Origin of the sequence: Nocardioides panacis (genome assembly GCF_019039255.1) — a bacterium.
GTDB classification, from domain to species: domain Bacteria; phylum Actinomycetota; class Actinomycetes; order Propionibacteriales; family Nocardioidaceae; genus Nocardioides_B; species Nocardioides_B panacis.
This window is the reverse complement of the sequence record NZ_CP077062.1, coordinates 517,112-540,934: the sequence shown is the minus strand read 5'-3', so window position 1 is coordinate 540,934 and position 23,823 is coordinate 517,112. Positions and strand designations below refer to the sequence as shown.

General features: G+C 73.9%; 23 protein-coding genes and 2 pseudogenes. 14 read left to right on the top strand and 11 right to left on the bottom strand.

Annotated features, from left to right (window positions below):
• Nucleotides 1–140 precede the first annotated feature (140 nt).
• The gene (locus KRR39_RS02755; protein WP_216940567.1) at nt 141–596 is read left to right on the top strand and encodes a DUF7144 family membrane protein; all 456 of its coding nucleotides are present in this window, start codon (nt 141–143) and stop codon (nt 594–596) included.
• A gap of 48 nt (nt 597–644) precedes the next feature.
• On the opposite strand, the gene KRR39_RS24215 is transcribed toward KRR39_RS02755, so the two are convergent.
• The 5 genes and pseudogenes from KRR39_RS24215 to KRR39_RS02735 form a co-directional block, all read right to left on the bottom strand.
• Nucleotides 645–1,193, bottom strand: coding sequence for a phospholipase D-like domain-containing protein (locus tag KRR39_RS24215; protein ID WP_254185471.1), 549 nt, complete (start codon nt 1,191–1,193; stop codon nt 645–647).
• A gap of 229 nt (nt 1,194–1,422) precedes the next feature.
• Nucleotides 1,423–1,989 (bottom strand): annotated as a pseudogene (locus tag KRR39_RS24210) (cardiolipin synthase A); the annotation flags it as partial.
• A gap of 211 nt (nt 1,990–2,200) precedes the next feature.
• On the bottom strand, nt 2,201–2,461 hold the full coding sequence (locus tag KRR39_RS02745; RefSeq protein WP_216940564.1) for a hypothetical protein: 261 nt from the start codon (nt 2,459–2,461) through the stop codon (nt 2,201–2,203).
• Complete coding sequence (locus KRR39_RS02740) at nt 2,462–2,677, bottom strand: DUF8691 family protein (RefSeq protein ID WP_216940562.1); 216 nt, start codon at nt 2,675–2,677, stop codon at nt 2,462–2,464. It abuts the gene before it with no gap.
• A gap of 272 nt (nt 2,678–2,949) precedes the next feature.
• On the bottom strand, nt 2,950–5,115 hold the full coding sequence (locus KRR39_RS02735; protein ID WP_216940559.1) for a phage holin family protein: 2,166 nt from the start codon (nt 5,113–5,115) through the stop codon (nt 2,950–2,952).
• 243 nt (nt 5,116–5,358) lie between these two features.
• Between KRR39_RS02735 and KRR39_RS02730 the strand changes: the two genes are divergently transcribed.
• The 3 genes from KRR39_RS02730 to KRR39_RS25855 are packed head-to-tail and all read left to right on the top strand — an operon-like array spanning nt 5,359 to nt 6,881.
• Nucleotides 5,359–5,811, top strand: a complete 453-nt coding sequence (locus KRR39_RS02730) for a DUF6325 family protein (protein WP_216940556.1) — start codon at nt 5,359–5,361, stop codon at nt 5,809–5,811.
• A complete protein-coding gene (locus tag KRR39_RS02725; RefSeq protein WP_216940554.1) occupies nt 5,790–6,077 on the top strand; it encodes an SHOCT domain-containing protein in 288 nt (95 codons plus the stop codon). Before KRR39_RS02730 ends, KRR39_RS02725 begins: the two co-directional genes overlap by 22 nt.
• Before the next feature lie 24 nt (nt 6,078–6,101).
• A complete protein-coding gene (locus tag KRR39_RS25855; protein ID WP_367303703.1) occupies nt 6,102–6,881 on the top strand; it encodes an MBL fold metallo-hydrolase in 780 nt (259 codons plus the stop codon).
• A gap of 192 nt (nt 6,882–7,073) precedes the next feature.
• Here the strand turns inward: KRR39_RS25855 and KRR39_RS25850 are convergent.
• A pseudogene (locus tag KRR39_RS25850) lies at nt 7,074–8,057 on the bottom strand (AI-2E family transporter); the annotation flags it as partial.
• A 136-nt stretch (nt 8,058–8,193) separates the two neighbouring features.
• Between KRR39_RS25850 and KRR39_RS02715 the strand changes: the two are divergent.
• Nucleotides 8,194–8,454 carry a PLDc N-terminal domain-containing protein gene (locus KRR39_RS02715; RefSeq protein WP_216940544.1) on the top strand — a complete coding sequence of 87 codons (261 nt, stop codon included), beginning with the start codon at nt 8,194–8,196 and terminating at the stop codon, nt 8,452–8,454.
• On the opposite strand, the gene KRR39_RS02710 is transcribed toward KRR39_RS02715, so the two are convergent.
• Nucleotides 8,451–9,362: a CHAD domain-containing protein gene (locus tag KRR39_RS02710; protein WP_216940542.1), complete on the bottom strand. Its 912-nt coding sequence runs from the start codon at nt 9,360–9,362 to the stop codon at nt 8,451–8,453. The genes KRR39_RS02715 and KRR39_RS02710 overlap by 4 nt on opposite strands.
• Before the next feature lie 180 nt (nt 9,363–9,542).
• Between KRR39_RS02710 and KRR39_RS02705 the strand changes: the two genes are divergently transcribed.
• The 3 genes from KRR39_RS02705 to KRR39_RS02695 are packed head-to-tail and all read left to right on the top strand — an operon-like array spanning nt 9,543 to nt 15,020.
• Nucleotides 9,543–9,764 carry a three-helix bundle dimerization domain-containing protein gene (locus KRR39_RS02705; protein WP_216940539.1) on the top strand — a complete coding sequence of 74 codons (222 nt, stop codon included), beginning with the start codon at nt 9,543–9,545 and terminating at the stop codon, nt 9,762–9,764.
• 55 nt (nt 9,765–9,819) lie between these two features.
• The gene (locus tag KRR39_RS02700) at nt 9,820–13,719 is read left to right on the top strand and encodes a Pls/PosA family non-ribosomal peptide synthetase (protein WP_254185470.1); all 3,900 of its coding nucleotides are present in this window, start codon (nt 9,820–9,822) and stop codon (nt 13,717–13,719) included.
• Nucleotides 13,716–15,020 (top strand): M1 family metallopeptidase, encoded by a 1,305-nt coding sequence (locus KRR39_RS02695; RefSeq protein ID WP_216940537.1) that lies wholly within the window; start codon nt 13,716–13,718, stop codon nt 15,018–15,020. The genes KRR39_RS02700 and KRR39_RS02695 overlap by 4 nt, the downstream gene beginning before the upstream one ends.
• Here KRR39_RS02695 and KRR39_RS02690 read toward each other — a convergent pair.
• Complete coding sequence (locus KRR39_RS02690; protein ID WP_216940534.1) at nt 14,956–15,573, bottom strand: 4'-phosphopantetheinyl transferase family protein; 618 nt, start codon at nt 15,571–15,573, stop codon at nt 14,956–14,958. The genes KRR39_RS02695 and KRR39_RS02690 overlap by 65 nt on opposite strands.
• A 61-nt stretch (nt 15,574–15,634) precedes the next feature.
• Between KRR39_RS02690 and KRR39_RS02685 the strand changes: the two genes are divergently transcribed.
• Complete coding sequence (locus KRR39_RS02685; RefSeq protein ID WP_216940533.1) at nt 15,635–17,314, top strand: SulP family inorganic anion transporter; 1,680 nt, start codon at nt 15,635–15,637, stop codon at nt 17,312–17,314.
• 10 nt (nt 17,315–17,324) lie between these two features.
• On the opposite strand, the gene ppk2 is transcribed toward KRR39_RS02685, so the two are convergent.
• Together ppk2 and KRR39_RS02675 are read right to left on the bottom strand one after the other, a co-directional pair.
• On the bottom strand, nt 17,325–18,209 hold the full coding sequence (gene ppk2 / locus KRR39_RS02680; protein ID WP_216940531.1) for a polyphosphate kinase 2: 885 nt from the start codon (nt 18,207–18,209) through the stop codon (nt 17,325–17,327).
• An 11-nt stretch (nt 18,210–18,220) separates the two neighbouring features.
• Entirely contained in the window at nt 18,221–18,616 is a 396-nt protein-coding gene (locus KRR39_RS02675; protein ID WP_216942314.1) for an SHOCT domain-containing protein, read from the bottom strand.
• 307 nt (nt 18,617–18,923) lie between these two features.
• Here KRR39_RS02675 and KRR39_RS02670 point away from each other — a divergent pair, with 307 nt between their 5' ends.
• The 4 genes from KRR39_RS02670 to nhaA all read left to right on the top strand — a co-directional run bounded on the left by KRR39_RS02670 (nt 18,924) and on the right by nhaA (nt 22,024).
• Nucleotides 18,924–19,244: a hypothetical protein gene (locus KRR39_RS02670; RefSeq protein ID WP_216940529.1), complete on the top strand. Its 321-nt coding sequence runs from the start codon at nt 18,924–18,926 to the stop codon at nt 19,242–19,244.
• A gap of 99 nt (nt 19,245–19,343) precedes the next feature.
• Entirely contained in the window at nt 19,344–19,631 is a 288-nt protein-coding gene (locus KRR39_RS02665) for a dsRBD fold-containing protein (RefSeq protein ID WP_216940527.1), read from the top strand.
• Nucleotides 19,606–20,655 (top strand): zinc-dependent alcohol dehydrogenase family protein, encoded by a 1,050-nt coding sequence (locus KRR39_RS02660; protein ID WP_216940525.1) that lies wholly within the window; start codon nt 19,606–19,608, stop codon nt 20,653–20,655. Before KRR39_RS02665 ends, KRR39_RS02660 begins: the two co-directional genes overlap by 26 nt.
• A gap of 94 nt (nt 20,656–20,749) precedes the next feature.
• Nucleotides 20,750–22,024, top strand: a complete 1,275-nt coding sequence (gene nhaA / locus KRR39_RS02655; protein WP_216942312.1) for a Na+/H+ antiporter NhaA — start codon at nt 20,750–20,752, stop codon at nt 22,022–22,024.
• A gap of 8 nt (nt 22,025–22,032) precedes the next feature.
• Here nhaA and KRR39_RS02650 read toward each other — a convergent pair whose 3' ends face one another.
• Nucleotides 22,033–22,230, bottom strand: coding sequence for a DUF1918 domain-containing protein (locus tag KRR39_RS02650; RefSeq protein ID WP_216940523.1), 198 nt, complete (start codon nt 22,228–22,230; stop codon nt 22,033–22,035).
• Nucleotides 22,231–22,397: 167 nt separating this feature from the next.
• On the opposite strand from KRR39_RS02650, the gene KRR39_RS02645 reads away from it, so the two are divergent.
• Nucleotides 22,398–23,819, top strand: a complete 1,422-nt coding sequence (locus KRR39_RS02645) for a glycosyltransferase (protein WP_216940520.1) — start codon at nt 22,398–22,400, stop codon at nt 23,817–23,819.
• Nucleotides 23,820–23,823: the final 4 nt, after the last annotated feature.

Genomic DNA, 23,823 nt, shown 5'->3' with positions numbered 1-23,823 from the left:
CCGGGGCAAGGTCCGCGAAACCTGACCGGTCCTCCTGGCCCCCCCGCCCGGCACGACCGCACCTTCATCCGGTGCGGATGAGTCACCGCTCGGACCGGAGCGCGATGCTCGCAGGACCTGTAGACCTCAAGGAGGATGCGATGACGCAGCACGCAGTAGGGCGCACCGACGTGGGCTCCGCGGTGAAGTCGAAGTCGACGGCCCGAGGCGTCTCGATGTGGGTGGGGTGGATCGCCTTCGCCGGGACGCTCATGGTCATGCTGGGCGCGTTCCACATCATCCAGGGTGTGGTCGCGCTCGTGGACGACACGTACTTCCTCGTCACGAGGAGCGGTCTGGTGGTCACGGCCGACTTCACGACGTGGGGATGGGTGCACCTGATCACCGGCGTGGTGGTCCTGGTGGCCGGCGTCTTCGTGTTCGCCGGCCAGATCTGGGCGCGCACCGTCGGGGTGATCGTCGCCCTGGTCAGCGCCGTCTTCAACCTGGGCTTCCTCGCCGCCTACCCGCTGTGGTCGCTGATCATGATCGCGCTGGACGTGATGGTGATCCTGGCCCTGACGGTGCACGGCTCGGACGTCAAGGCCGAGGACTGACCTCCGCGTCGCCCGGGCGACCAGTCCGACGGCTCACGGCCGCACCTCCTACTGGAGTGCGGCCGTGAGCCGCATGACGTTGTCGACGTACCGGGCGCCGGCCGGGCGCCGTCCCCACTCCTCGAGGGTGAGCTCGCGGGAGCGGGCCCGGTAGCCGTCCTCCACCTTGCGCATCCGGGCCACGATGTCCGCGCCGAGCAGCATCAGCGACACCTCGTAGTTGAGCGCGAACGACCGCATGTCCATGTTGCTCGAGCCGAGCACCGCGACCTCGTCGTCGATGGTGAAGTGCTTGGCGTGCAGGACGTACGGCGCCGGGTAGAGGTAGATCCGCACGCCGGCCTCGAGCAGCGTCCGGTAGTAGGAGCACTGGGCGTGGTAGACCATGAACTGGTCGCCCTCCTCGCTGACGAACAGCTCGACCGACACGCCTCGCTGGGCGGCTGTGGTCACGGCGTACAGCAGCGACTCGTCCGGGACGAAGTAGGGGCTGGTCAGCGAGACCCGCCGCTGCGCGGAGTAGATCAGCGTCGTGAACGCGCGCAGGTTGTTCTCCGTGGAGAAGCCGGGCCCGCTCGGGATCACCTGTCCGGTCACCGGTCCGGCCGGGGGGCACCCGGTCCCAGGGCACCAGCTCCTCGACGAGGATCTCGTCGGTCTCGCTGTACCAGTCGGTGGCGAACACCGCGTTCAGCGCCGAGACCACGGGACCGGTCACCCGGGAGGTCAGCTCGACCCACTCGCGGCCCTCCCGGTGGTTCTTCTCCTTGTTGTAGCCCGGCTCCACGAGGTTCTGCGAGCCCATGAACGCCGACGTCCCGTCGACGACCAGGATCTTGCGGTGGTTGCGCAGGTCCGGGCGGCGGAAGCGCCCCTTGAGCGGCTGGACGGGGAGCATCAGCCGCCAGTCGATCGAGGTCTCGTCGAGCCGGCGGAGCAGGTCCTTGTAGCCCGGGATGCCCCGGGACCCCAGGTGGTCGATCATCAGCCGCACCCGCACGCCCCGCCCGGTGGCGCGCACCAGGGCGTCGAAGAACGGACCGGTGACCTCGTCCCAGGAGGTGATGTAGAACTGCACGTGCACGAAGCGCTGGGCGGTGGCCACCTCTGCGGTCATCGCCTCGATGGACTCCCGGTAGTCCGAGAACAGCTCGGCCGCGTTGCCCGGCAGGGCGGGCACGGAGCCCAGGTTGCGGTTCAAGGTGGCGACCGACCGCACGTACTCCGGGCGGGTCTCCTCACCGAGCCGCGCCGCCGCGGTCCGCTCCCGGATCATCGCGCTGGCGGCGGCCTGCTTGAGGTCCCGCCTCTTGCCCACGGCGGTGCCGCCGAGGAGCAGGAAGAGCACGATCCCGACGACCGGCAGCGCGAAGATCAGCAGCAGCCACGCCATCGCCGACGACGGCTTGCGGTTGCCGGGGACGATGCCGAGGGCCGCGACCCCGAGGCCGAAGCTGAGCAGCCACACCAGCACCCCCCACCACCCGGAGGTCAGCGACCGCGGGAGCGAGAGGAGGAGGACGTCCATCGGGGCACCTTCCGGTAGGGAGAGACCCCCGGCGCACCTGCTGCGCGGGGGCGACGCGGCGAGGGGGGGCGAACGCCTAGCCGCTCGCGCGGGCGTCGGGGGGACGTCCGTGCGGGACGCGTCGCACGCTGGTGACGTCCAGCCCCTCGGTGGCCAGCGCCTCCAGCACCGCGAGGACGTCGACGTCGGAGGAGGTCGCGAGGCGCAGCACGGTGCGCTGGGTGGCGCGGGGCGCCGCGAACGTGAGCAGGGCCGTCCTCAGGACCGGGCCGAGCTCGCCGGCGACGGCGAGCTCCATCCACGCCGGGTCGGGCCTCGAGCGGTGGTCGTGCGACATCTAGGCACCCTTCGTCTTCTGGTCGGGCGGGTCGTGCTCGATGCGACGTACCTCGACCACCTCGAGGGCGTAGGCGCGCAGCCGCTCGAGGAAGCCGTAGACCTCGGCCTGGTCCCGGAAGTGGCCGGTGAGGACCGTCCGCATCTCCTGGGAGGCGACCTCGACGTCGCCGAGGTTCGCCAGCAGCGCCGCGGGCACCAGGCCGTTGATGCTCACCTCGAAGACCCGCTCGAACCGAGCGCGCTCCTCCGGAGGGGCACTCTCGGCATCGGGCGGTCCGTCAGGTCGGTGGCCCTCATCCACCATGAGCCGACGCCCTCCCGTGACCCGCGCGAACGGACCTCGACGCGCGACGCCCCCGTCGCACCGGTCGGGCGGGATGCGGCTGGGGCACGACGTTGCACCTGGCCATGGGCGTCTCCTAGGACGAGGTGCTCTCATCGCACCAACCAGGCCTGCCGACAGCCTCATCCCACACGGATGAACGCCTATCCGGACGTCCCGACCGGGGCCTGGGGAGCCGGCTCGCCGGGTCCCCGGTCCGCCTCGGAGAGCTGCCGCCGGTGCCCCAGGTGGACCAGGACGTCCCGCAGCGCGACGTGCAGGGCATCGGCGCCCACGAGCGGTGCGTCCGGCCAGGGCAGGTGCGCCGGCACCACCAGGCACGCACGCTCCTGCCAGCCGCCGAGACCGCCGTGGCAGCCGACGAGGCCCTCGAAGGCGGCCACCTCCTCGGTGCCGGGCTCCAGCAGGCTGTTGACGTAGATGTCGGGTGCCTCGGGCCGCGTGGCGACGCGCAGCACGAAGTCGTTGGCCCGCTCGCCGAACGGCAGCAGCGGATCGGTCCCGCGGACCAGGCCGTCCCGCAGCCGGCGGGACCCGCCGGACCCGAGCGCCACCGGACCCTCGAGCTCGTCGGTGACGACGGCGAACGCGATGCCGGGGTGGGCGGCCAGCCCGGCGACCAGCGCGGGGAACCGTTCGTCGAGCTGCTGCCGGGTCAGCTGCCGCTCCTCGCCCCGCACGTAGACCAGGCCCAGGTTGCCGGAGCCGAAGACGTGGAAGGTTCGGTCCGCGAGGCCCGGCGCCGGGACGACAGCCGGCGTGCCCGCCGGGGCGGCGTCCTGGTGCCGGCTGTCCCGGTCCATCGCCTCGGAGACGTTGCGCATGGCGCGCGCGCTCATGCCCGAGCCGGCGCCGAGGTCGTCGACGAGGGCCCGGGTCCGGCCCCAGCCCTCGATGTCGCTCTCGGAGGAGGAGACCGTGGCGCTGGCGAGCCGTGCCACCAGGGCGCCGAGCTCCTCGTCGTACCGGTCGGAGAACGTGGCGCCCTGCGACTGGCCGTGGTCGGACAGCACGACGAAGTGGTAGCGCCGAGGTGCCACCCGGGCGACCATCTCGAGCTGGTGCAGCACCCCGTCGACGGCCTCCAGCGCCTCGAGGCTCTCCGGCCGCAGCATCCCCGCGTGGTGCGCGATCTCGTCGTAGTCCACGTAGTCGACGTAGATCGAGCGCGTCCCGCCCAGCATGTGCTGGGCCACCAGGACCGTGTTGACGTCGCGTAGCACGCCGTTGGTGACGCACCGCAGCAGCGCCGTCGTCCAGGTGCGTTCGCACCGCGGTCGTACGTCGCGGTGGATCGCCCGACGGGTCTGGAACCGGTCGCGCGCGAGCTCCGAGACAGACCGGGACACGGCCCGGGTCAGACCGGTGGGGTGCAGCACGAAGTGCGCGACCGCGCGACGGGTCGTGTCGTCCGCGCCGGCACGACGGCTCATCGTCAGCGCCGACACCGGGGCGTCGCCGGTGAAGAGGTTGCTGATGCTGGCGCCGCCGTCGGCGAGCAGGCCGTGACCGGTCGTCAGCGACTCCTCGATGAGCGCGGCGTCCCGGGGCTTGTTGGCCACCATCACCCGGTCCTCGGCCCGGTCGTACCACCGGAACGCCGGGATCCCGTCGATCACCCCGTGCAGGATGCCCATCTGGCTGGCCGGGGTGGTGGCCGGCAGCTTCGGGGTCCACTCGCCGAGCGTGTGGCTGCCGGCGCGCACCCACCGCGTGAGCGTGGGGACCGTGCCGGCGGTGATCGCCATCTGGAGCACCGGGAACGGCACCCCGTCCAGCTGCACGAAGACCACGCCGTCGACCTCGGGATCCGCCACGACCGCGGGCCTTCGCCGGGCCGACGCCACCAGCCGCCCGACGAGCGCCTGCGACGTACCGGCCGTGCTGAACCAGCTGGCCACCGAGCCCACCAGGCCCACGACGACCGCCACGAGCAGCGCGGTCACGAAGCCGTCGACCTCGACGCTCGGCAGCAGCTGCGCGGTCACGAGCACCACGGCGGCCTGACCGACGAAGGCCAGCAGGAGCACGCCGGCCCACCCCAGCAGGACGGCCCCGCCCACCATCAGGGGCTGCATCACCAGGGAGACGACGCCGAGCAGCACCGCAAAGGTGATCGGACCCTCGGGCGAGTCGGTCTGGAAGCCGGGGAGCACCCAGTCGCACACCACCACGGCGAGGGAGGTGACCGCGATCCGGGCGAGCAGCGCGAGCGCCCGCACCGTCCACGGGGCGTCGAGCGACTCCCGGCCCAGCGCGACCGACGACTGCTGCTGGGCGGACCCCTTCGCGAACCGGCCGGTCTTCATCACCGCTCCTCGGACCTCGAGCGGCAGCCCGCGGTGCGCCGCCTCACCGACGCCGATCCTGCCGCCGAGGGCCGGGACGGCGCCTCACCCCGGGGGGGGTGAGGCCGACATCCCGGGCCGGTCTCTCGTCCTCGCCGGATGACGCCGCGGACCGGCTTCGCTCCTACCGTCGACGGCACGCGCGGCCCCTCCTCGCCCTCCGGGCGGGGTGTGCCCCGGCCGCGCGGGAGAGCGGGTTGGGCCATGACAGACGACGAGGACCTCGCCCGGGTCGACTACCTGGTGATGGAGTTCCCGGGCGACATGATGCGGGGCCCGGGACTCGCCCTGCTGGCCGACATCATGGAGGTCGGCGTCGGGCGGGTGCTCGACCTCGTGTTCATCCGCAAGGGGCCGGACTCCTCGATCAGCATCGTCGACGTGACCTCCCTGGCCGCCGGCGGTGACGGCGTCAGCGTCGACCCCGACCTGTCGGCGCTGCTGCTCGCGCGCACCGGACACCTCGGCGAGGCCGAGATCGCCGAGGCGGCCACGCACATCGACGTCGGCAGCTCGGCCGGGATCCTGGTGTTCGAGAAGTCCCCGGCGCGGCCCGACGTCGTCGTGCCCCGCCAACGCACCCCCTCTCCCGTCCCGTCCAGCCCGACCGTCCCGTCCAGCCGAAGGAGCAGATCATGGGACTTCTCCGCGGGGTAGCCCGCACCGCCGCGATCGCCGGCACCGCCACCGCCGTCTCCAACCGGGTGTCCCGCCGGCAGGGCAACCGCTGGGCCCAGCAGGACGCCCAGGCCGCGGCCGAGGCCGCCCCGCCACCGGCGCCCGCCCCCGCTGCCCCGGCCCAGGCCGCCGCGCCGTCGGCCGCCGACCAGCTGGCGCTGCTCAAGCAGCTCGGCGAGCTGCACGCCGACGGGACCCTGACGGACGAGGAGTTCGCCGCCCAGAAGGCCAAGATCATCGGGTGACCACCCGTTGAGGTCGGACCCGCCGTGACCCTCGAGGTGACCTGGCTGGGGCACTCCACCGTCGTGCTCGACGTCGACGGCGTGCGGGTGCTCACCGACCCGCTGCTCCGCAGCCACGTCGGTCCCCTGCGACGGAGGGGTGCGCCGCCGGCCCGCAGGCTCTGGCAGGACGCCGACGTGGTCCTGCTCTCCCACCTCCACCACGACCACGCCGACCTGCGCTCGCTGGCCCTGCTGCCGGACGGCATCCCCGTCGTCACCGCGCCGCAGAACGTCGGCTGGCTGCGCCGCCACCGGCTGGCCGGGGTCTCCCCCGCGCCGGACCGCTGGATCGAACCGGTGCGCGGGTCACCCCTGGCCGTGCGACTGACCCTCGCGGTCCACGGGGCGCGTCCCCTGCCGCACCGGCCCAACGGCGTGACCGGGCACCTGGTCCGGTCGACGTCGGGGACCGTGTGGTTCGCCGGCGACACGTCGCTCGTCGACGCGATGGCCACGATCCCCGACCAGGCCGGCGGCCCGGTCGACCTGGCCCTGGTCCCGGTCTCCGGCTGGGCGCCCCGCCTGTCGGCCGGCCACATGGGTCCGGTGGAGGCGGCCGAGGCCTGCGCGGTCGTCGGCGCCCGGACAGCGGTCCCGGTGCACTGGGGGACCCTGCACACGCCCGGCGGCCGCCACCTCCCCCGGGGCTGGATGGACAGGCCCGCGGGCCTGTTCGCCGCTGCGCTGGCCGAGCGGGCGCCCGCGTGCCACCTGCTGCTCCCGCGGCCCGGAGAGCGGTGCCGGGTCCCGGTGCGTGGCTGAGCTCAGCGGGCCGGAGACGGCCGCGGCAGCCCGGCGGCCGGGCCGCCGCCGTGGCCGGGGCCGGCCTCCTCCTCGGCGCGCTCCTCGCGGCCGCCGGGGTCCTCGGCCGCCGGGGGGCGCAGCCGGTGCGCCGTCCAGCAGCGGGCCCACCCACGAGGCCCGGCCGTCCACGTCGATGAGCAGGCACTTGACGAGCAGCGTCAGCGGGACCGCGAAGAGGGCGCCGACCGCACCGAGCACCCAGGCCCAGAACACCAGCGACACGAAGGTGACGGTGCCCGAGAGCCCGACGGTCTCCCCCACCACCCGGGGCTGGATCACCGACTGGATGACCGCGTTGAGCAGCGAGTAGACGACGATCACCGTCAGCATCAGGCCCGGGCCGCCCTCGAACAGCCCCAGGACCGCGGGCGGGATCACGCCGACCACGAAGCCGATGTTCGGGATGTAGTTGGTGATGAACGCCAGCAGTCCCCACAGCAGCGGGTCGGGGATCGGGGTGAAGTACAGGAACACGGTGTCCAGGACCGCGACCACGAACCCGAAGACCGTCGCCACCACGAGGTAGAGCCGGGTCCCGTGCGCGAACGCCTCCAGCCCCGACACCACCGCCAGGCGCCGGCCGCGCTCCTCGGCGAGCTTGGCGGGGAAGTGGGTCGCGTCGATGGCCATGAACAGCAGCAGCACGAACAGGAAGAACAGGCTCGAGGCGGTGCCGACCAGGCCGGAGACGACCGCGGTGACGGCCGACACGAGCCGCTCCGGGTCGAACGACTGGTTCACCGCGTCGGCCTGCTGCTGGGGCAGCCCCGCCCGGGACCACGCATCGGTGGCCGACGTCACCAGGTTCGTCAGGTCCTCCTGGTAGTGCGGGAGCAGGCCGGCGAACTGCGCGAGGGTGTAGGCCACCGCCACGACGACCGAGCTGACGACGACGTACGCCGCCAGGATCGCGGCCAGCGTGCCGGCCCACGCCGGCCAGCGGTGCGATCCCACGAGGTAGCCGCGCAGCGGGTGGACGGCCACCGTGAGCACGAGGGCCAGGAAGACCGGCCCGATGATCTCCGAGGCCTCCCGGATCCCGCCGATCGTCAACGACGCGGCCGCCGCCCCCAGCAGGACGATCAGCCCTCGGGGAAGCGGCCACTCCGTGCCGGGGGCGGCTGTCTGCGACATGCCCTCATGGTGGCGGGCCGGCGGCACCGGAAGGTCATCCCGGCCGCATGAGATCCGGACGGCTCACCTGTGCGGGATGAGGCGCGCCGCCCGGTGCGGCTCGACGATGGGGCGGAGCGAAGGAGCCGTCGTCGTCGTGGATGCCTATCCCGTGCTGGACGTGCTGGTTACCATGGTCGCCTTCTGCCTCCTGGTGGCCTGGGTCGGCTGCCTGTTCTTCATGTTCCGCGACATCTTCCGCAGCGCCGACCTGTCGGGGACGGCCAAGGCCGCCTGGACGCTGCTGGTCTTCGTGCTCCCGCTGGTCGGCGTGCTGCTCTACCTCGCGGTCCGCGGCGGCGGCCTGCACGACCGCGACGTCGACGCCGCGTCCCACCACCCCCGCCGCGAGCGCTAGTCGAGCCAGCGGCGCAGCGACGGCCGGTCCGCGGCGGCCGCCACCCGGGTGAAGTCGGCGCGCAGGTCCGCGGCGGCCGCCGCCTCGCGGGCCTGCAGCCGGCCGAGCAGGAACGGGTTCTCGCCGTCCCGGAACGCCTGCTCGCCCACCTCGCGGAGCACCCGCTGGGTGAGCACGCAGTCCTGGTGGTCGCCGAGCACCACCTGCACGCGCTCCGCGGCCTTCCCCAACCGTCTGGCCCTGCGCCCGAACAGCGGCACCAGCGACTCGGCGACGTAGCGGGCCCGCTTCGCGCTCTTGCGGGCGTCGTGCATCCGGACGTCCTGCTCCGGTCCCGGCGTGCCGGTGAGCGCCCGCTGGGTGCGCTTGCGGAACCGGGACCACTCCGCCCGCAGCAGCGGCCGCAGCACCTTCTCGGCGCGTCCCCGCGCCGCGTCCGTCCACGCGGGCAGGTCGACGAAGGCCTCGAGGTGACGGACGAACGCGTCGTACTCCGGGCTGTCGAGGTGTTCGATCGACGCCTGCCGGCTGGCCTCGTAGGACTCCTCGAGCCGCCGGCTGAGCCGCTCCCGCGTCCCGGCGACGTCGAGGTCGTCGGCCTCCTCGCCGAGCAGGGCCTCGACCCGGGCCTGGACGATCTCGGAGTCCCGGGCCCCGCCGATGGCGCCCGCCGCGCGCTTCAGCTGCTCGGCGAGCTCGTCGGCCGCCTCCTGGTCCATCAGCGGGCCGAACGCCGCCAGCATGCTGCGCAGCCGCCGGGCGGCTACCCGGAAGCCGTGGGTCGCCTCCGGCTGGGCGAGCCGCACCCCGACCTCCCAGGCGCGCAGGTCGGTGACCTGCGCGGCCAGGACGGGCGCCAGGACCTCGGCCGCGCTGACGCGGCTCCGGCCGCTGTCGGACTTCGGCATGGGGGTTCCTCGTGGGCTCACTGTGACGGCACAGGACCAGAGTGTCCCGGTGAGGTCGGGCAGGGTAGCCGCCCGGGATGAACGGCCCGTCCGGCCGCCGAAGATGAACACTTGGGGCTACTCGTGCGTACGACGAGCGGGCCATTGCCGCCGGACCCGGCAGCGCGTTTGACTCGACCCATGGAGATTCGTGAAGAGGGGCAGGCGATGTCCGAGGTGACCCGGCGCCTGCAGGCGAAGTTCCCCGAGACCCGGCCCGACGTCGTCGACGCCGTCGTCCAGGCCCTGCACCACGAGTTCGACGGTGACCCGATCCGGGACTTCGTCCCGGTGCTGGTCGAGAGGGCGGCCGTGGCCCGGCTCACCCTGTCGACGGATCCGAGGTCACACGCCCCCGTCTGATCCACCCGACGGCGGTGTCCACCGGCTGTTCACCTCCGCAGGCCACAGTGACACCGTGCGGACGCCACCTGACGCCGGTCCTGCCCGGGCGGACGCGGTGCTGCTGCGCTCCACGGCCGCGCCCCCTCCGCGCACCCTGACCGACATCTTCGACGAGGTCGTCGAGAGCGTGCCCGACGCCCGGGCGCTGGACAACGGGGCCGAGCAGCTCACCTACCGGGAGTTCGCCGACGCGGCGGCCGGGCTGGCGGCCGAGCTCAACGCCGCCGGCATCGGCCCGGGCGACCGGGTGGGCGTGCGGGTCAAGTCCGGCACCACCGACCTGTACGTCGCGATCATGGGTGTCCTGGTGGCCGGCGCGGCCTACGTGCCGGTGGACGCCGAGGACCCCGACGACCGGGCCCGGCTGGTCTTCGGGGAGGCCGCGGTGGCCGCGGTGGTCGGCAACGACCTGGCCGTCGCGCTGCGGCGACCGCCTTCGGAGCCCCGCACCGACGAGGGCCCGACTCCGGACGACGACGCCTGGGTGATCTTCACGTCCGGGTCGACCGGCACCCCCAAAGGGGTGGCCGTGTCGCACCGGTCCGCGGCCGCCTTCGTCGACGCGGAGTCGCGGCTGTTCCTGACCGATCGCCCGCTGGGCAGCCGCGACCGGGTGATGGCCGGGCTGTCGGTCGCCTTCGACGCCTCGTGCGAGGAGATGTGGCTGGCCTGGGCGCACGGCGGCTGCCTGGTGCCGGCCCCGCGCTCGCTGGTGCGCAGCGGCGTCGACGTCGGTCCGTGGCTCCAGGCCAACGACGTCACGGTGGTCTCCACGGTGCCGACGCTCGTCACGCTGTGGCCGACCGAGTCGCTGGCCGCCGTACGCCTGCTGATCCTGGGCGGCGAGGCCTGCCCGCCGGAGATCGGCGCCCGGCTGGTCCACCCCGGGCGCGAGGTCTGGAACACCTACGGCCCGACCGAGGCGACGGTGGTGGCCTGCGGGGCCCGCCTGGACCGGGAGGGGCCGGTGCGCATCGGGCTGCCGCTGGACGGCTGGGACCTCGCGGTCGTCGACGCGGCCGGGGCGCCGGTCGAGCCCGGGCAGGTCGGCGAGCTGATCATCGGCGGCGTCGGGCTGGCGCGCTACCTCGACCCGGCCAAGGACGCCGAGAAGTACGCCCCGATGCCGACGCTCGGCTGGGAGCGCGCCTACCGCAGCGGCGACCTGGTCCGCTTCGACGGGGAGGGCCTGCTGTTCCAGGGCCGGGCCGACGACCAGGTCAAGCTCGGCGGGCGGCGCATCGAGCTCGGCGAGATCGACAGCGCGCTGCGGCGGCTGCCCGGGGTGCAGGGCGCCGCCGCCGCGGTCCGCCGGACCCAGGCGGGCAACTCGCTGCTGGTCGGCTACCTGCAGACCGACGAGACGTTCGACCAGACCGCGGCCGTCGCGGCGCTCCGCGCCTCGCTCCCGGCGGCTCTGGTGCCCCGGCTGGCCGTCGTGGCGTCGCTCCCCACCAAGACCTCTGGCAAGGTCGACCGCGACGCGCTGCCCTGGCCGCTCCCCGACACCGCCGGCGCCCCCCGGGAGCGCACGCCGCTCACGCCGACCGAGCAGTGGGTCGCGGACCTGTGGCTGGAGGTCATCGGCGCGGACGTCAGCTCCGGCGCCGACGACTTCTTCGCGCTCGGCGGGGGCAGCCTGACCGCCGCCCAGATCGTCTCGCGGCTGCGCACCCGCTTCCCGGAGACGACCGTCGCCGACCTCTACGAGAACCCCACCGTCGCCTCCCTGGCCCGCGCCCTGGACGCGATGCAGGCGCCCGCGGCGCGCACCACCCGCCGGGTCCGGCCGACGCCGACCAAGACCCAGGTGGGGCAGCTCGGCTTCACCGTCGCGCTGCGCACCGTCTCCGGCCTGCGCTGGCTGACCTGGGTGGCGGCCGGCAGCAACCTGGCCTCCGGCCTGCTGGGACTGGGCTTCCTGCCGACCGTGTCGTGGTGGTGGGTGCTGGCCGGCTGGCTGGTGCTGGTCTCCCCGGTGGGCCGGATGACGATCAGCGCGGTCGGCGCCCGGGTGCTCCTCGCCCGGGTCGTCCCCGGCACCTACCCCCGCGGCGGCAAGGTGCACCTGCGGCTCTGGCTGGCCGAGCGGCTGGCCGACGAGACCGGGGCGGTGAACCAGTCGGGTGCGCCGTGGATGCAGCACTACGCACGGGCGCTGGGCGCCCGGGTCGGCGACGGCGTCGACCTGCACTCGGTGCCGCCGGTGACCGGCTTCCTCCGCCTGGGCGACGGCTGCTCGGTCGAGCCCGAGGTCGACCTGACCGGGCACTGGCTCGACGGGGACGTGCTGCACATCGGCGCCGTCGAGGTCGGCGCGGGAGCCCGGATCGGCACCCGCAGCACCCTCGGCCCGGGCGCCCGGGTCGGACGGGGGGCCGAGGTCTCGCCGGGGTCCGCGGTGCACGGACGCGTCCCCCGTGGCGAGTCCTGGTCCGGGTCGCCGGCCGAGCGGGTCTCGGGTGCCCGGGGCCACTGGTCCACCGAGCGGCCGGGCCGCAGCACCCGCTGGACCCTGGCGTACGGCGCGGCCGCCGTCGGGCTCGCGCTGCTCCCGCTGGTCGCCGTGGCGGTCGGGCTGCTCGTCGTCACCCCGGCGCTGCGCGCGTCGACCGGCATCGGGGACGCGGCGCTCACGGCGCTGGAGCTGCTGCCCGCGGCCGTGGTCGCCGCACTCGTGACGCTGGCGGTGCTCGTCGTGGCCGTCGTACGCCTGTGCGCGCTGGGGCTGGAGTCGGGCCACTACCCCGTGCACAGCCGGCGCGCCCTCCAGGCGTGGGCCACGCTGCGGGTCCTCGACGAGGCCCGCACCTGGCTCTACCCGGTCTACGCGAGCACGATCACGCCCTGGTGGCTGCGCCGGCTCGGGGCCACGATCGGCAGCAACGTCGAGGCGTCGACGGTGCTGATGATCCCGAGCCTGACCAGCGTCAACGACCAGGCGTTCCTGGCCGACGACACCCTGATCGGCAGCTACGAGCTCGGCGGCGGGTGGCTCCGGGTCGAGCGGGTGAAGATCGGCAAGCGGGCCTTCGTCGGCAACTCCGGGATGGCCGCGGCCGGCCGGAAGGTGCCCAAGCAGTCCCTGGTGGCGGTGCTCTCGGCCGCTCCCCGCCGCAAGCACGCCAAGGCTGGCTCGTCCTGGCTGGGCAGCCCGCCGACCCGGCTGCGACGGGACAGCGACGACGCCGACAGCAGCCGCACCTACGACCCGGCCCTGCGGCTGCGGCTGGCCCGCGCGGCGGTCGAGCTCTGCCGGCTGGTGCCGGTGATGGTGGCGGCCGCGCTGGCGCTCGCGGTGGTGACCGGGCTCGAGCTGCTGGCCGACCGGCTGGGCCTCGTGGTGGCGGCCGTGCTGTCCGGCCCGGTCCTGATGCTCGCCGGTCTGGTCGCGGCGGCCGTCACGACGGCGGCCAAGTGGCTGCTCGTCGGTCGGCTGCGGGTCGTGGACCGACCGCTGTGGAGCTCGTTCGTGTGGCGCAACGAGCTCGCGGACGCGTTCGTCGAGCTGGTCGCCGCGCCGTGGTTCGCCCGTCCCGCCACCGGCACGCCGGCCCTGAACGTGTGGCTGCGGTCCCTGGGCACCACGATCGGCCGGGGCGTGTGGTGCGAGACCTACTGGCTGCCCGAGCCGGACCTCGTGGAGCTCCGGGACGGCGCGACGGTGAACGCCGGCTGCGTGGTGCAGACACACCTGTTCCACGACCGCGTGATGAGCATGGACAGGGTGGTCCTGCGACGGGGGTCCACCCTGGGCCCCAACAGCGTGATCCTGCCTGCCGCGACGATCGGCCGGGACGCTACCGTTGGCCCCGTTTCCTTGGTGATGAGGGGTGAGCTGGTGCCGGACAAGACCCGCTGGGTCGGGAACCCGATCGGCCCGTGGGCCGACGACGCCGTGCCCACCCCATGACGTCCGGAGCGGACCCCTACGTCCCCGGGCACGGCGCCCTCGACTACGACGTCACCCACTACGACCTGAACCTCGCCTACGACGTGGAGACCAACCGCCTCGAGGGCACCGCGCGGCTCGAGTGCGTGGCCCGCGAGGAGACCGGCGAGATCACCCTCGACCTGCACCTGCTCGACGTCTCCAAGGTCACCCTCGACGGCCGCGCGGTGCGCTACCGCGACCGCCGCGGGTCCCTGCTGCTGCGCCCCGCGGCACCGGTGCCGGTCGGCGAGGAGTTCACCGTCACCGTCCGCTACGCCGGCCACCCCACCCCGCTGAAGACCCGCAGCCTCGGCACCGCCGGGTGGGAGGAGCTCACCGACGGCGTCATCGTCGCGGGTCAGCCGCACGGCGCCCCGAGCTGGTTCCCCTGCAACGACCGGCCGTCGGACAAGGCGACCTACCGGATCAGCCTGACGGTGGCCTCGGGCTACCACGTGGTCGCCAACGGGCGGCTGACCAGCAGCCGCCGGCACGCGAGCTCGACCACCTGGGTCTACGAGCAGGACGAGCCGATGGCGACGTACCTCGCGACCGTGCACGTCGGCCGCTACGTGGTGCGCACCGAGGACGGCGACGTGCCGATCCACGCGGTCCTGCCGCGGCGCCTGCTCGGACGGTACGACGCGGCGTTCGGCCGCCAGCGGGAGATGGTCGACACGTTCACGCGGCTGTTCGGGCCCTACCCGTTCGAGGCCTACACCGTCGTGGTCACCGACGACGACCTGGAGATCCCCCTGGAGGCACAAGGGCTCTCCGCGTTCGGGGCGAACCTGCTGACCTCCGACTGGGACTCGGTCCGGCTGGTCGCGCACGAGCTGTCGCACCAGTGGTTCGGCAACAGCCTGACGCTCGGGCGCTGGCAGGACATCTGGCTGCACGAGGGGTTCGCCTGCTACGCCGAGTGGATCTGGTCCGAGGAGTCCGGCGGCCCGACCGCCCACCGGCGCGCGCGGGAGCACCACGCGCGGCTCCGGGACCTCGACCAGGACCTCGTGCTCGCCGACCCCGGGCCGGCGCTGATGTTCGACGACCGGGTCTACAAGCGCGGCGCGCTGACCCTGCACGCGCTGCGGCTCACGGTCGGGGACGCCGCGTTCTTCGACCTGCTGCGCGGCTGGACCGCGAAGCACGCGCACGGGACGGTGAACACCGGCGCGTTCGTGGAGTTCGCCGAGCTCTCCACCGGGTGCGACCTCACCGCCCTGCTGGACGCGTGGCTCCACCGCGAGGCGCTCCCGGACCTGCCCGCCGCACGCTGACGTCGGGGGGCGCCGTGCCCTGCCCCGCCAGGGCCGCGACGAGCCCGTCCGCGAGCTCCAGGTCGACGACCCAGCCGGGCTGCGGCACCCCGGCCGGCCACGCCGCGACGCACGGGGTCCCGTCGACGACGTCCAGGCGCACCGCGCGCGGGTCGACCGCGAGGCCCGTGCCGCTCGCCTTGAGCAGCGCCTCCTTGCGCACCCACGTGGCGGCCGGACCGGCGACCGGGTCGGCCCGTTCACCCGGGTGCAGCAGCACCTCGGCGAGGCCGGGGTCGGCGAACCGGTCGACCCGCTCCACGTCGACGCCGACCTGCCCGTCCGGCCACAGCGCCACGACCGTCGTACCGGGGGTGCGGGAGAGGCTCACGCCCGGCGGCCGGGCACCGCGCCAGCCGCGCAGGTAGGGCCGGCCGTGGTCGGGCGAGGCGCATCCCGGGCAGACCCGGCCGACCGTCACCACCTCGCCGTGCCGCTCGGCGAGGGTGCGCAGCAGGTGGTCGGCCGCGCCCCGGTCGTCGGTGCGCGCCCACACCACCTCGACCGCGTCCATGCCCGCAGTCTCCCCGACGTTCCGGGTCCGCAACCGGTCGCGGTGTCGCTAGGTTGACCTCATGGCCCGGCGGTTTCCCACTCCGGCGTGGACCGTGGGCTACCGACGCGGCTGGCTGCGCGGCGACCTCCTCGCGGGGGTGACCATCACGGCGTACCTCATCCCGCAGGTGATGGCCTACGCCGAGGTGGCCGGCCTGCCCGCGGTGGTGGGGCTGTGGGCCTCGGTCGGGGCACTCCTCGCGTACGCCGCGCTGGGGTCCTCGAGCCAGCTCTCGGTCGGCCCCGAGTCGACCACCGCGCTGATGACCGCCGCGGCGGTCGGCGCCCTGGCCACGACCGGGTCGCACACCTACGCCGACCTCGCCTCGGCGCTGTGCCTGGTGGTGGCGGCGCTGTGCGTGCTGGGCTGGTTCGCCCGGCTGGCCTTCCTGGCCGAGCTGCTGTCCCGGCCGGTGCTGGTCGGCTACATGTCCGGGGTCGCGGCCCTGATGATCGTCTCCCAGCTCGGCAAGCTGACCGGGATCGACGTGGCGGCGGAGGGCTTCTGGCCGGAGCTCGACTACGTGGCGCACCACCTGGGGTCGGCGCACGGCCCGACGCTGATGCTCGGGCTGGTCACCCTGGTCGCGCTGCTGGTCGGCAGCGCGCTGCTGCCGCGCGCCCCGATGGCGCTGATCGGCATGGTCGGCGCCGCGGCGGCCGTGGCCCTGCTGGACCTGCGTGCGCAGGGGATCGCGGTCATCGGCGACATCCCCGTCGGGCTCCCGGTCCCCGCCCTGCCGCACGTGTCGCTCGGCGGGGTGCTGTCGCTGCTGCCGTCGGCGCTGGGCGTCGCGTTCGTCGCCTACACCGACAACATCCTGACCGGTCGGGCCTTCGCGGACCGCCGCGCCGAGCGGGTCGACGCCAAGCGGGAGCTGCTGGCCCTCGGCGCCGCCAACCTCGCCTCCGGCCTGATGCACGGCTTCCCGGTCAGCAGCAGCGGCAGCCGCACGGCGATCGGGCACGCGATGGGAGGTCGGACCCAGCTGACCGGCCTGGTCACCGTGGCCACCACCGTGCTGGCCGTGCTGACGCTCCGTCCGCTGCTGGCGTCCTTCCCGACGGCCGCCCTCGGCGCCGTGGTGGTGTACGCCGCGGTGCGGCTCGTCGACGTCGGGGAGTTCCGCAGGCTGGCCGGGTTCCGGGTCACCGAGCTGCTGATCGCCCTCGCCACCACGGTCGCCGTCCTGGTCGTCGGGGTGCTGCTGGGGGTGCTGGTCGCGATCGGCCTGTCGGTGCTCGCGCTGCTCGGCCGCGTCGTACGCCCGCACGACGCCATCGAGGGGTTCGTCCCGGACCTCGCCGGGATGCACGACGTCGACGACTACCCCGGCGCCGAGGTGGTCCCCGGGCTGATGGTCTACCGCTACGACTCCCCGCTGTTCTTCGCCAACACCGAGGACTTCCGCCGCCGCGCCCTGGCCGCGGTCGAGGGCGCGGCCGAGCCGGTGCGGTGGTTCGTGCTCAACGCCGAGGCGATCATCGACGTCGACATCACCGCGGTGGACGCGCTGGAGAGCCTGCGCAAGGACCTGTCCGACAAGGGCATCGTCTTCGCGCTCGCACGGATGAAGCAGGACCTGCGCACCGACCTGGCGCGGGCCGGGCTGCTGGAGCGGATCGGCGAGGACCACCTGTTCCCGACGCTGCCGACGGCCGTCGAGGCGTTCCGGCGGTGGCAGCAGGACCGGCAGTAGGTGGGCGGGGTCAGTCGCCGACGGCCTCGCGGCCGCGCTGGACGAGCTGCGGGTCGGGGTGGAGCACGATCTGCTCGTCCTTGCCGTCGTAGTCCACGAGGCTCAGGAACAGCCGGAGCGCGTTGACCCGGGCCCGCTTCTTGTCGTTGCTCTTGACCGTGTACCACGGCGCGTGGTCGGTGTCGGTGCGCAGGAACATCTCCTCCTTGGCCGCCGTGTAGGCCTCCCACTTGTCGAGGCTCTCGAGGTCCATCGGGGAGAGCTTCCACCGACGCACCGGGTCGAGCTGACGCACGGCGAACCGGGTCCGCTGCTCCTGCTGGGTGACCGAGAACCACAGCTTGGTCACGTTGACGCCCGACTCGAGGAGCATCTCCTCGAACAGCGGGGCCTGCCCCATGAACGTGCGGTACTCGTCCTCGTCGCAGAACCCCATCACGCGCTCGACACCGGCGCGGTTGTACCAGGAGCGGTCGAACAGCACGATGTCGCCGTACGTCGGGAGATGGGAGACGTAGCGCTGGAAGTACCACTGGCCCAGCTCCGTGGAGGTGGGCTTGGTCAGCGCGACGACGCGCGCGGAGCGCGGGTTCAGGTGCTCCATGAAGCGCTTGATCGTCCCGCCCTTCCCCGCGGCGTCACGCCCCTCGAAGACGATCACCTGGCGCTGGTTGGTGTCCTGCGCCCAGTACTGGAACTTCAGCAGCTCGATCTGCAGGAGGTACTTCTCGACCTCGTAGTCGTTGCGGCTCATCAGCTCGTCGTACGGGTAGCCCTCCCGCCACGTCTCGACGGCACTCCCGTCGGGACGGATCAGGACCGGGTCCTCACCGTGGTCGTCACGCACGGTGTAGCCCTGGCTGCCCAGGGAGTCGATGTACTCGCGCAGCCCCATCTGCTGCACGGTCAGGCGACTGCCTTCGCCTTGAGGGCCTCGAACTCCGCCTGGTTGATGGCGCCGGAGTCGAGCAGCTGCTTGGCATCGGCGATCTGGGCGGCTGGGCTGGGCGACCCGCCCGCGACCTGCTGGATGTACTCCTTCTGGGCGGACTCCCGCTCGGCCGCCGCGGCCCGCTGCCGCTCCGACATGCTCCTGCCCCGGGCGATCAGGTAGATGAGGGCGCCGACCCAGGGCAGGAAGACCAGCACGATCGCCCACCCGGCCTTGGCCCACCCGCTGAGCCCCCGGTCCCCGAACAGGTCGAACACGCAGCGGATCCACACCATCACCGCGCCGATCCAGATGAAGAACCAGAAGGTCCACAGCAGGACCTCCCCGAAGTTGTTGGTCATCGCGTCCATCGTCGCTCCCTCGCTCGAGGCCCCATCGTGTCCGCGCCGGTGCGGGCCCGCATCGCCCGGCACGGATGAGGTCGGCGCACCGGGCGAGCGACCGGGACGTGACCTTGTGCCCTGGCCAGGGGCGGTCCGCCCGGACAGCCTGACCACGGAGGAGCTGACTATGGACGCGCAGGAACGATTCCGTCGGGGGCACCGCACGAACGACGCCGGACCGGGACCCGCGGGGTCGCCGGTCCCGCGACAGCGGCACCGCAGCCGCGACGGGGTCGTGGTGGCCGTGGTGTCAACCGACCCTCAGGTGCATACGGTGCTGGCCGGCGCGAAGGCGGCGACGGACCGCTCCGAGCCGCTCGACCTGGTGATGTTCGCGGACCGCAACCGTTCGCTGCGCAGCTGCATGGTGGCGGTCGACCACGCCCTGACCGTCGCCCGGACGGCCTTCCCGCTGCTCGAGGTCCGGGTCAACCTGGGCCTCCGGGACGCCCCGGGCTGGGAGTCGGCGCTGTCGGGCCGGGTCACCGAGGTCGTGCTGGACCGTGACGCGGCCGCCCGGTGGGCCGGCCGCTTCGCGGGACTGCCGCTCACCGTGGTCGAGGAGCCCTGCGGGCCTTCCCCGGGCGGCCCGTGACCTTCGGCCCTGTGCCCGGCCGGTCGCGGCTGGTCGGCTGGGAGGCGGACCGCGCGTCGTACGTCGTCCGCACCCGCTGCACCCTGAAAGGTGGAACCGATGAGCACCAGGACCGCACCGACCGGCACCCGCACCTGGTCGGTCGAGATCCGGATCGACGAGCACGACGGCGAGACGCACGCGCAGGCCCGGCTGCACACCGGTGACGCCACGTCGCTCTCCGCGAGCGGGTCGGCCCGGCTGAGCCCCCGCGACCGGGACGTGCCCGAGATCGGCGACGAGCTCGCCGCCGCCCGGGCGCTCTCGCGCCTGGCGCACGAGCTTCTCGACGCCGCGGCCGGCGACATCGAGAACCTCACGCATGAGCACGTCGACCTCGACCACTAGCACCTTCCGAGGCTGGGCGGTCACCGGCTCGGCCGGGACCGCCGACCGGCTCTCGCTCGTGGAGCGGCCGCACCCCCCGCTGGCCGAGGACGAGATCCGGGTGCGGGTGCACGTGTGCGGCGTGTGCCGTACCGACCTGCACCTGGCCTGCGGCGAGCTGCCGGCCGTCCGCCCGCTGGTCGTCCCCGGGCACGAGGTGGTCGGCACGGTGACCGAGTGCGGCACCGCCGTCACCGGCACGAACCCGGGCGAACGGGTCGGGGTGGCCTGGCTCCGCTCCACGTGCGGCGCCTGCCGGTGGTGCCGCCGGGGCGCCGAGAACCTCTGCACCCGGTCGACGTACACCGGCTGGGACGCGGACGGCGGCTTCGCGGAGTACACCACCGTGCCGGCGGCCTACGCCTACCGGATCCCCGACGCGTACGACGACCACGAGGCGGCCCCGCTGCTGTGCGCGGGGATCATCGGGTACCGCGCGCTGCGCCGCGCCCGGGTGCCACCGGGCGGCCGGCTGGGGATCTACGGGTTCGGGGCCAGCGCACACCTCACCGCCCAGGTGGCGGTGGCCCAGGGTCTCGAGGTGCACGTGCTCACCCGGGGTGAGGCGGCGCAGGACCTGGCCCGCGAGCTCGGTGCCGCCTCGGTGGGCGGGGCCCGGGACCGGCCACCGTCCCCGCTCGACGCCGCCATCCTCTTCGCGCCCGTCGGGGACCTCGTCCCGACGGCCCTCGAGGCGCTGGACGCGAACGGCACGCTGGTGACGGCCGGCATCCACCTGAGCGACGTACCCGCCCTGGACTACCAGCGGCACCTGTTCCGCGAGCGCAGCCTGACCAGCGTCACGTCCAACACGCGCGCCGACGGGGACGACCTGCTGCGGCTGGCGGTCACCCTCGGGGTCCGTCCGCGGGTGACCGTCTACCCGTTCCGGGAGACGCCGGCCGCCCTCGCGGACCTCGAGGCCGGCCGCCTGGCCGGGGCGGCGGTGGTGTCCCTCTCCCCCGAAGAACCCCGTAGGCTGTAGCGCGGTGCGCCGGGAAGTCTGGTCGGCAACAGTGTCGTCGACCCCGAAGGCCCCCACCTGATGAGCACCTCTCCCCCCGCCCCACCGGACCCGGCTGCTCAGCCGCGGCTCGTGGGCCGAGACCTCCCGCGTCACCGAGCTGCTGCGCCAGGAGACGGTCGGCGGCGCGCTGCTGCTGGTCGCCGCCGTGGTCGCGCTGGTCTGGGCCAACTCGCCCTGGGAGTCGGCCTACACCTCGCTGAAGGAGCTCACGGTCGGGCCCGCGGCGCTGCACCTCGACCTGAGCCTGGCCTCCTGGTCGGCCGACGGCCTGCTGGCGATCTTCTTCTTCGTCGCGGGGCTCGAGGTGAAGCGCGAGTTCGTGGCCGGCGACCTGCGCGAGCCGCGCCGCGCCGCCATCCCGGTGCTCGCTGCGGTCGGCGGGATGGCCGTCCCCGCGGTGGTCTACGTGCTGGTGAACCTGGTCGCCGGGTCGGTGGCCCTGCAGGGCTGGGCGATCCCGACCGCCACGGACATCGCCTTCGCGGTCGCGGTGCTCGCGGTGATCAGCACCCACCTGCCGGCGGCCCTGCGCACGTTCCTGCTCACCCTCGCGGTCGTCGACGACCTGCTCGCGATCACGGTGATCGCGCTGTTCTACACGCGTGCACTGGAGCCGTTGTGGCTGCTGCTCGCCCTCGTCCCGATCGCCGCCTTCGGGGTCCTCGTGCAGCGTCGGGTGCGGTCCTGGTGGCTGCTCCTCCCCCTCGCCTTCGTCGCCTGGGCGCTGGTGCACGCCTCGGGCGTGCACGCGACGGTCGCCGGGGTGCTGCTGGCCCTCACGGTGCCGGTCGCCCGCAGCCAGGCGGCCGGCGGCCCCGAGGCCGGTCCGGGGATGGCCGAGCACCTCGAGCACCGGCTGCGGCCGGTCTCCGCCGGGTTCGCGGTGCCGGTCTTCGCGCTGTTCGCGGCCGGCGTCACCGTGGGCGGGCTCACCGGGCTCCGGGAGGCCCTGACCGACCCGGTCGCCCTCGGCATCGTCGCCGGCCTGGTGGTCGGCAAGGCGGTGGGGATCTTCTGCTCGACGTACCTGCTGTCCCGCTTCACCCGCGCCGAGCTCGATGACGGGCTGTCCTGGATCGACGTCTTCGGCCTGGCGGTGCTGGCCGGCATCGGGTTCACCGTGTCCCTGCTGATCGGGGAGCTCGCCTTCGGGCCGACGAGCCTGCGCGACGACCATGTGAAGATCGGCGTGCTCGTCGGGTCCGTCGTCGCCGCCGTGCTGGCGACCGTCGTGCTGCGTGCCCGCAACCGGGTCTACCGGGCGATCTGCGTGGACGAGGAGCGCGACGACGACGCCGACGGCATCCCGGACGTCTACCAGTCCTGAGCGGTCGCTCACTCCTGCCCGACGAAGTGCTCGACGGTGGCGTCCGCGCCGGGGAAGTACAGCGACTGGTGCCCGGTGTCCGACCACTCGACGACGTACGGCGGCAGCCCGTCGGGTCCCCGCACCTCGACGATCTCGCCGTCGCGCACCGGACCGTCGACGTGCACGCTGTGCACCACCAGACGGTCGCCTACTGCTGCCTTCATGACCTGTCCTCCCGCCCTGCTGCGTGGTGGCACCGTGCTCTGGTGCCTCCAGCACAGCCCGATCCCGGGCGGCCGGACAGGGTAAGAGGTCCCGACCTGGGGCGCCCCCCGCGGGAGGTCCGTCGACCCTGGACCGGACCAGTCCTGGGAGGGACGATGGGCTCACCGTGCAGGAGATCGACGTCGTCCCGATGAAGCTGGACCAGCTCTACGCGCTGCTCCCGGCCGAGCGGGTCGCGCAGTTCGAGGAGCGGGCGGCCGTGGCGCGGTCGCTGCTGCACGGCGGCGTGGTGTGGAACGTCAGCGCCACCGCCCACGGCGGCGGCGTCGCGGAGATGCTGCAGACGCTGCTGTCCTACGTCCGGGGCGTCGGGGTGGACACCCGTTGGCTGGTGCTCACCGGCGCTCCCGAGCTGTTCACGGTCACCAAGCGCGTGCACAACCTGCTGCACGGCGAGCCCGGCGACGGCGGCCCCCTGGGACCGGCCGAGCTCGCGACCGTCCTGGCGGCCCTCGCCGACGACGTCGAGGACCTCGCCGCACGCGTCTCGCCGGGCGACGTCGTGCTGCTCCACGACCCGCAGACGGCCGGCATGGTGGACCGGCTCCGGGCCCGGGGCGTCGCGGTGGTGTGGCGCTGCCACGTCGGGCGGGACACCCCGAACGGACTCACCGACCGGGCCTGGGAGTTCCTCCGCCCCCTGCTCCAGGCGGCCGACGGCTTCGTGTTCTCCCGGGAGGCCTACGCCCCCGACTGGTGCCGCACGGACCGGATGCGGGTCATCGCGCCCTCGATCGACCCGCTCAGCGCGAAGAACCGTCCGCTCTCCGCCGCCGAGGTGCAGGCGGCGCTCGTGCACACCGGCCTCGTCGCGGGCCCCAACACCCTCCCCGACCTGCACTACGTCCGGCGTGACGGGGCCGCCGGCACCGTGCGCCGGCACCGGGACCTCGTGACCGACGGCGGCCCCGTGCCCGCCGGCGCCCGGCTGGTGGTCCAGGTCAGCCGCTGGGACCGGCTCAAGGACATGGCCGGCGTGCTGCGCGGGTTCGTCGGCGCGCTCGGGACGCTGCCCGGCGACGTACACCTGGTGCTGGCGGGGCCGGACCCCTCCTACGTGTCCGATGACCCCGAGGGTGCCGTCGTGCTGCAGGAGTGCCGCGACCTGTGGCGCGGGCTGGCCCCGGCCGAGCGGCTGCGGGTGCACCTGGTCCGGCTGCCGATGGACTCCGTCGACGAGAACGCGCACCTCGTGAACGCGCTGCAGCGCCGGGCCACCGTGATCGTCCAGAAGAGCCTCGTCGAGGGGTTCGGGCTGACCGTCACCGAGGCGATGTGGAAGGAGCGTCCGGTCGTGGCCTCGGCGGTCGGCGGCCTCCTCGACCAGATCGAGGACGGCCGCACCGGGTGGCTGCTCCCCGACCCGACGGACCTGGCGGGCCTGGGCGCCACGCTGGGCACCGTGCTCGGCGACCCGGTGCGCGCCGCGGCGGTCGCGGCCGCCGGCCGGGCCAGCGTCCACGAGAACTACCTCGGGGACCGGCACCTCGAGGCGTACGTCGACCTCTTCGGCCGTCTGCTGCGCTGAGCCG

Bases quoted from the DNA above. Each gene is read 5' to 3' on its own strand.
- KRR39_RS02755 (WP_216940567.1), top strand. From the start codon at position 141: ATGACGCAGCACGCAGTAGGGCGCACCGACGTGGGCTCCGCGGTGAAG.
- KRR39_RS02745 (WP_216940564.1), bottom strand. From the start codon at position 2,461: ATGTCGCACGACCACCGCTCGAGGCCCGACCCGGCGTGGATGGAGCTC.
- KRR39_RS02735 (WP_216940559.1), bottom strand. From the start codon at position 5,115: ATGAAGACCGGCCGGTTCGCGAAGGGGTCCGCCCAGCAGCAGTCGTCG.
- KRR39_RS02730 (WP_216940556.1), top strand. From the start codon at position 5,359: ATGACAGACGACGAGGACCTCGCCCGGGTCGACTACCTGGTGATGGAG.
- KRR39_RS02725 (WP_216940554.1), top strand. From the start codon at position 5,790: ATGGGACTTCTCCGCGGGGTAGCCCGCACCGCCGCGATCGCCGGCACC.
- KRR39_RS02710 (WP_216940542.1), bottom strand. From the start codon at position 9,362: ATGCCGAAGTCCGACAGCGGCCGGAGCCGCGTCAGCGCGGCCGAGGTC.
- KRR39_RS02705 (WP_216940539.1), top strand. From the start codon at position 9,543: ATGGAGATTCGTGAAGAGGGGCAGGCGATGTCCGAGGTGACCCGGCGC.
- KRR39_RS02695 (WP_216940537.1), top strand. From the start codon at position 13,716: ATGACGTCCGGAGCGGACCCCTACGTCCCCGGGCACGGCGCCCTCGAC.
- KRR39_RS02690 (WP_216940534.1), bottom strand. From the start codon at position 15,573: ATGGACGCGGTCGAGGTGGTGTGGGCGCGCACCGACGACCGGGGCGCG.
- KRR39_RS02685 (WP_216940533.1), top strand. From the start codon at position 15,635: ATGGCCCGGCGGTTTCCCACTCCGGCGTGGACCGTGGGCTACCGACGC.
- ppk2 (WP_216940531.1), bottom strand. From the start codon at position 18,209: ATGGGGCTGCGCGAGTACATCGACTCCCTGGGCAGCCAGGGCTACACC.
- KRR39_RS02675 (WP_216942314.1), bottom strand. From the start codon at position 18,616: ATGGACGCGATGACCAACAACTTCGGGGAGGTCCTGCTGTGGACCTTC.
- KRR39_RS02665 (WP_216940527.1), top strand. From the start codon at position 19,344: ATGAGCACCAGGACCGCACCGACCGGCACCCGCACCTGGTCGGTCGAG.
- KRR39_RS02660 (WP_216940525.1), top strand. From the start codon at position 19,606: ATGAGCACGTCGACCTCGACCACTAGCACCTTCCGAGGCTGGGCGGTC.
- KRR39_RS02650 (WP_216940523.1), bottom strand. From the start codon at position 22,230: ATGAAGGCAGCAGTAGGCGACCGTCTGGTGGTGCACAGCGTGCACGTC.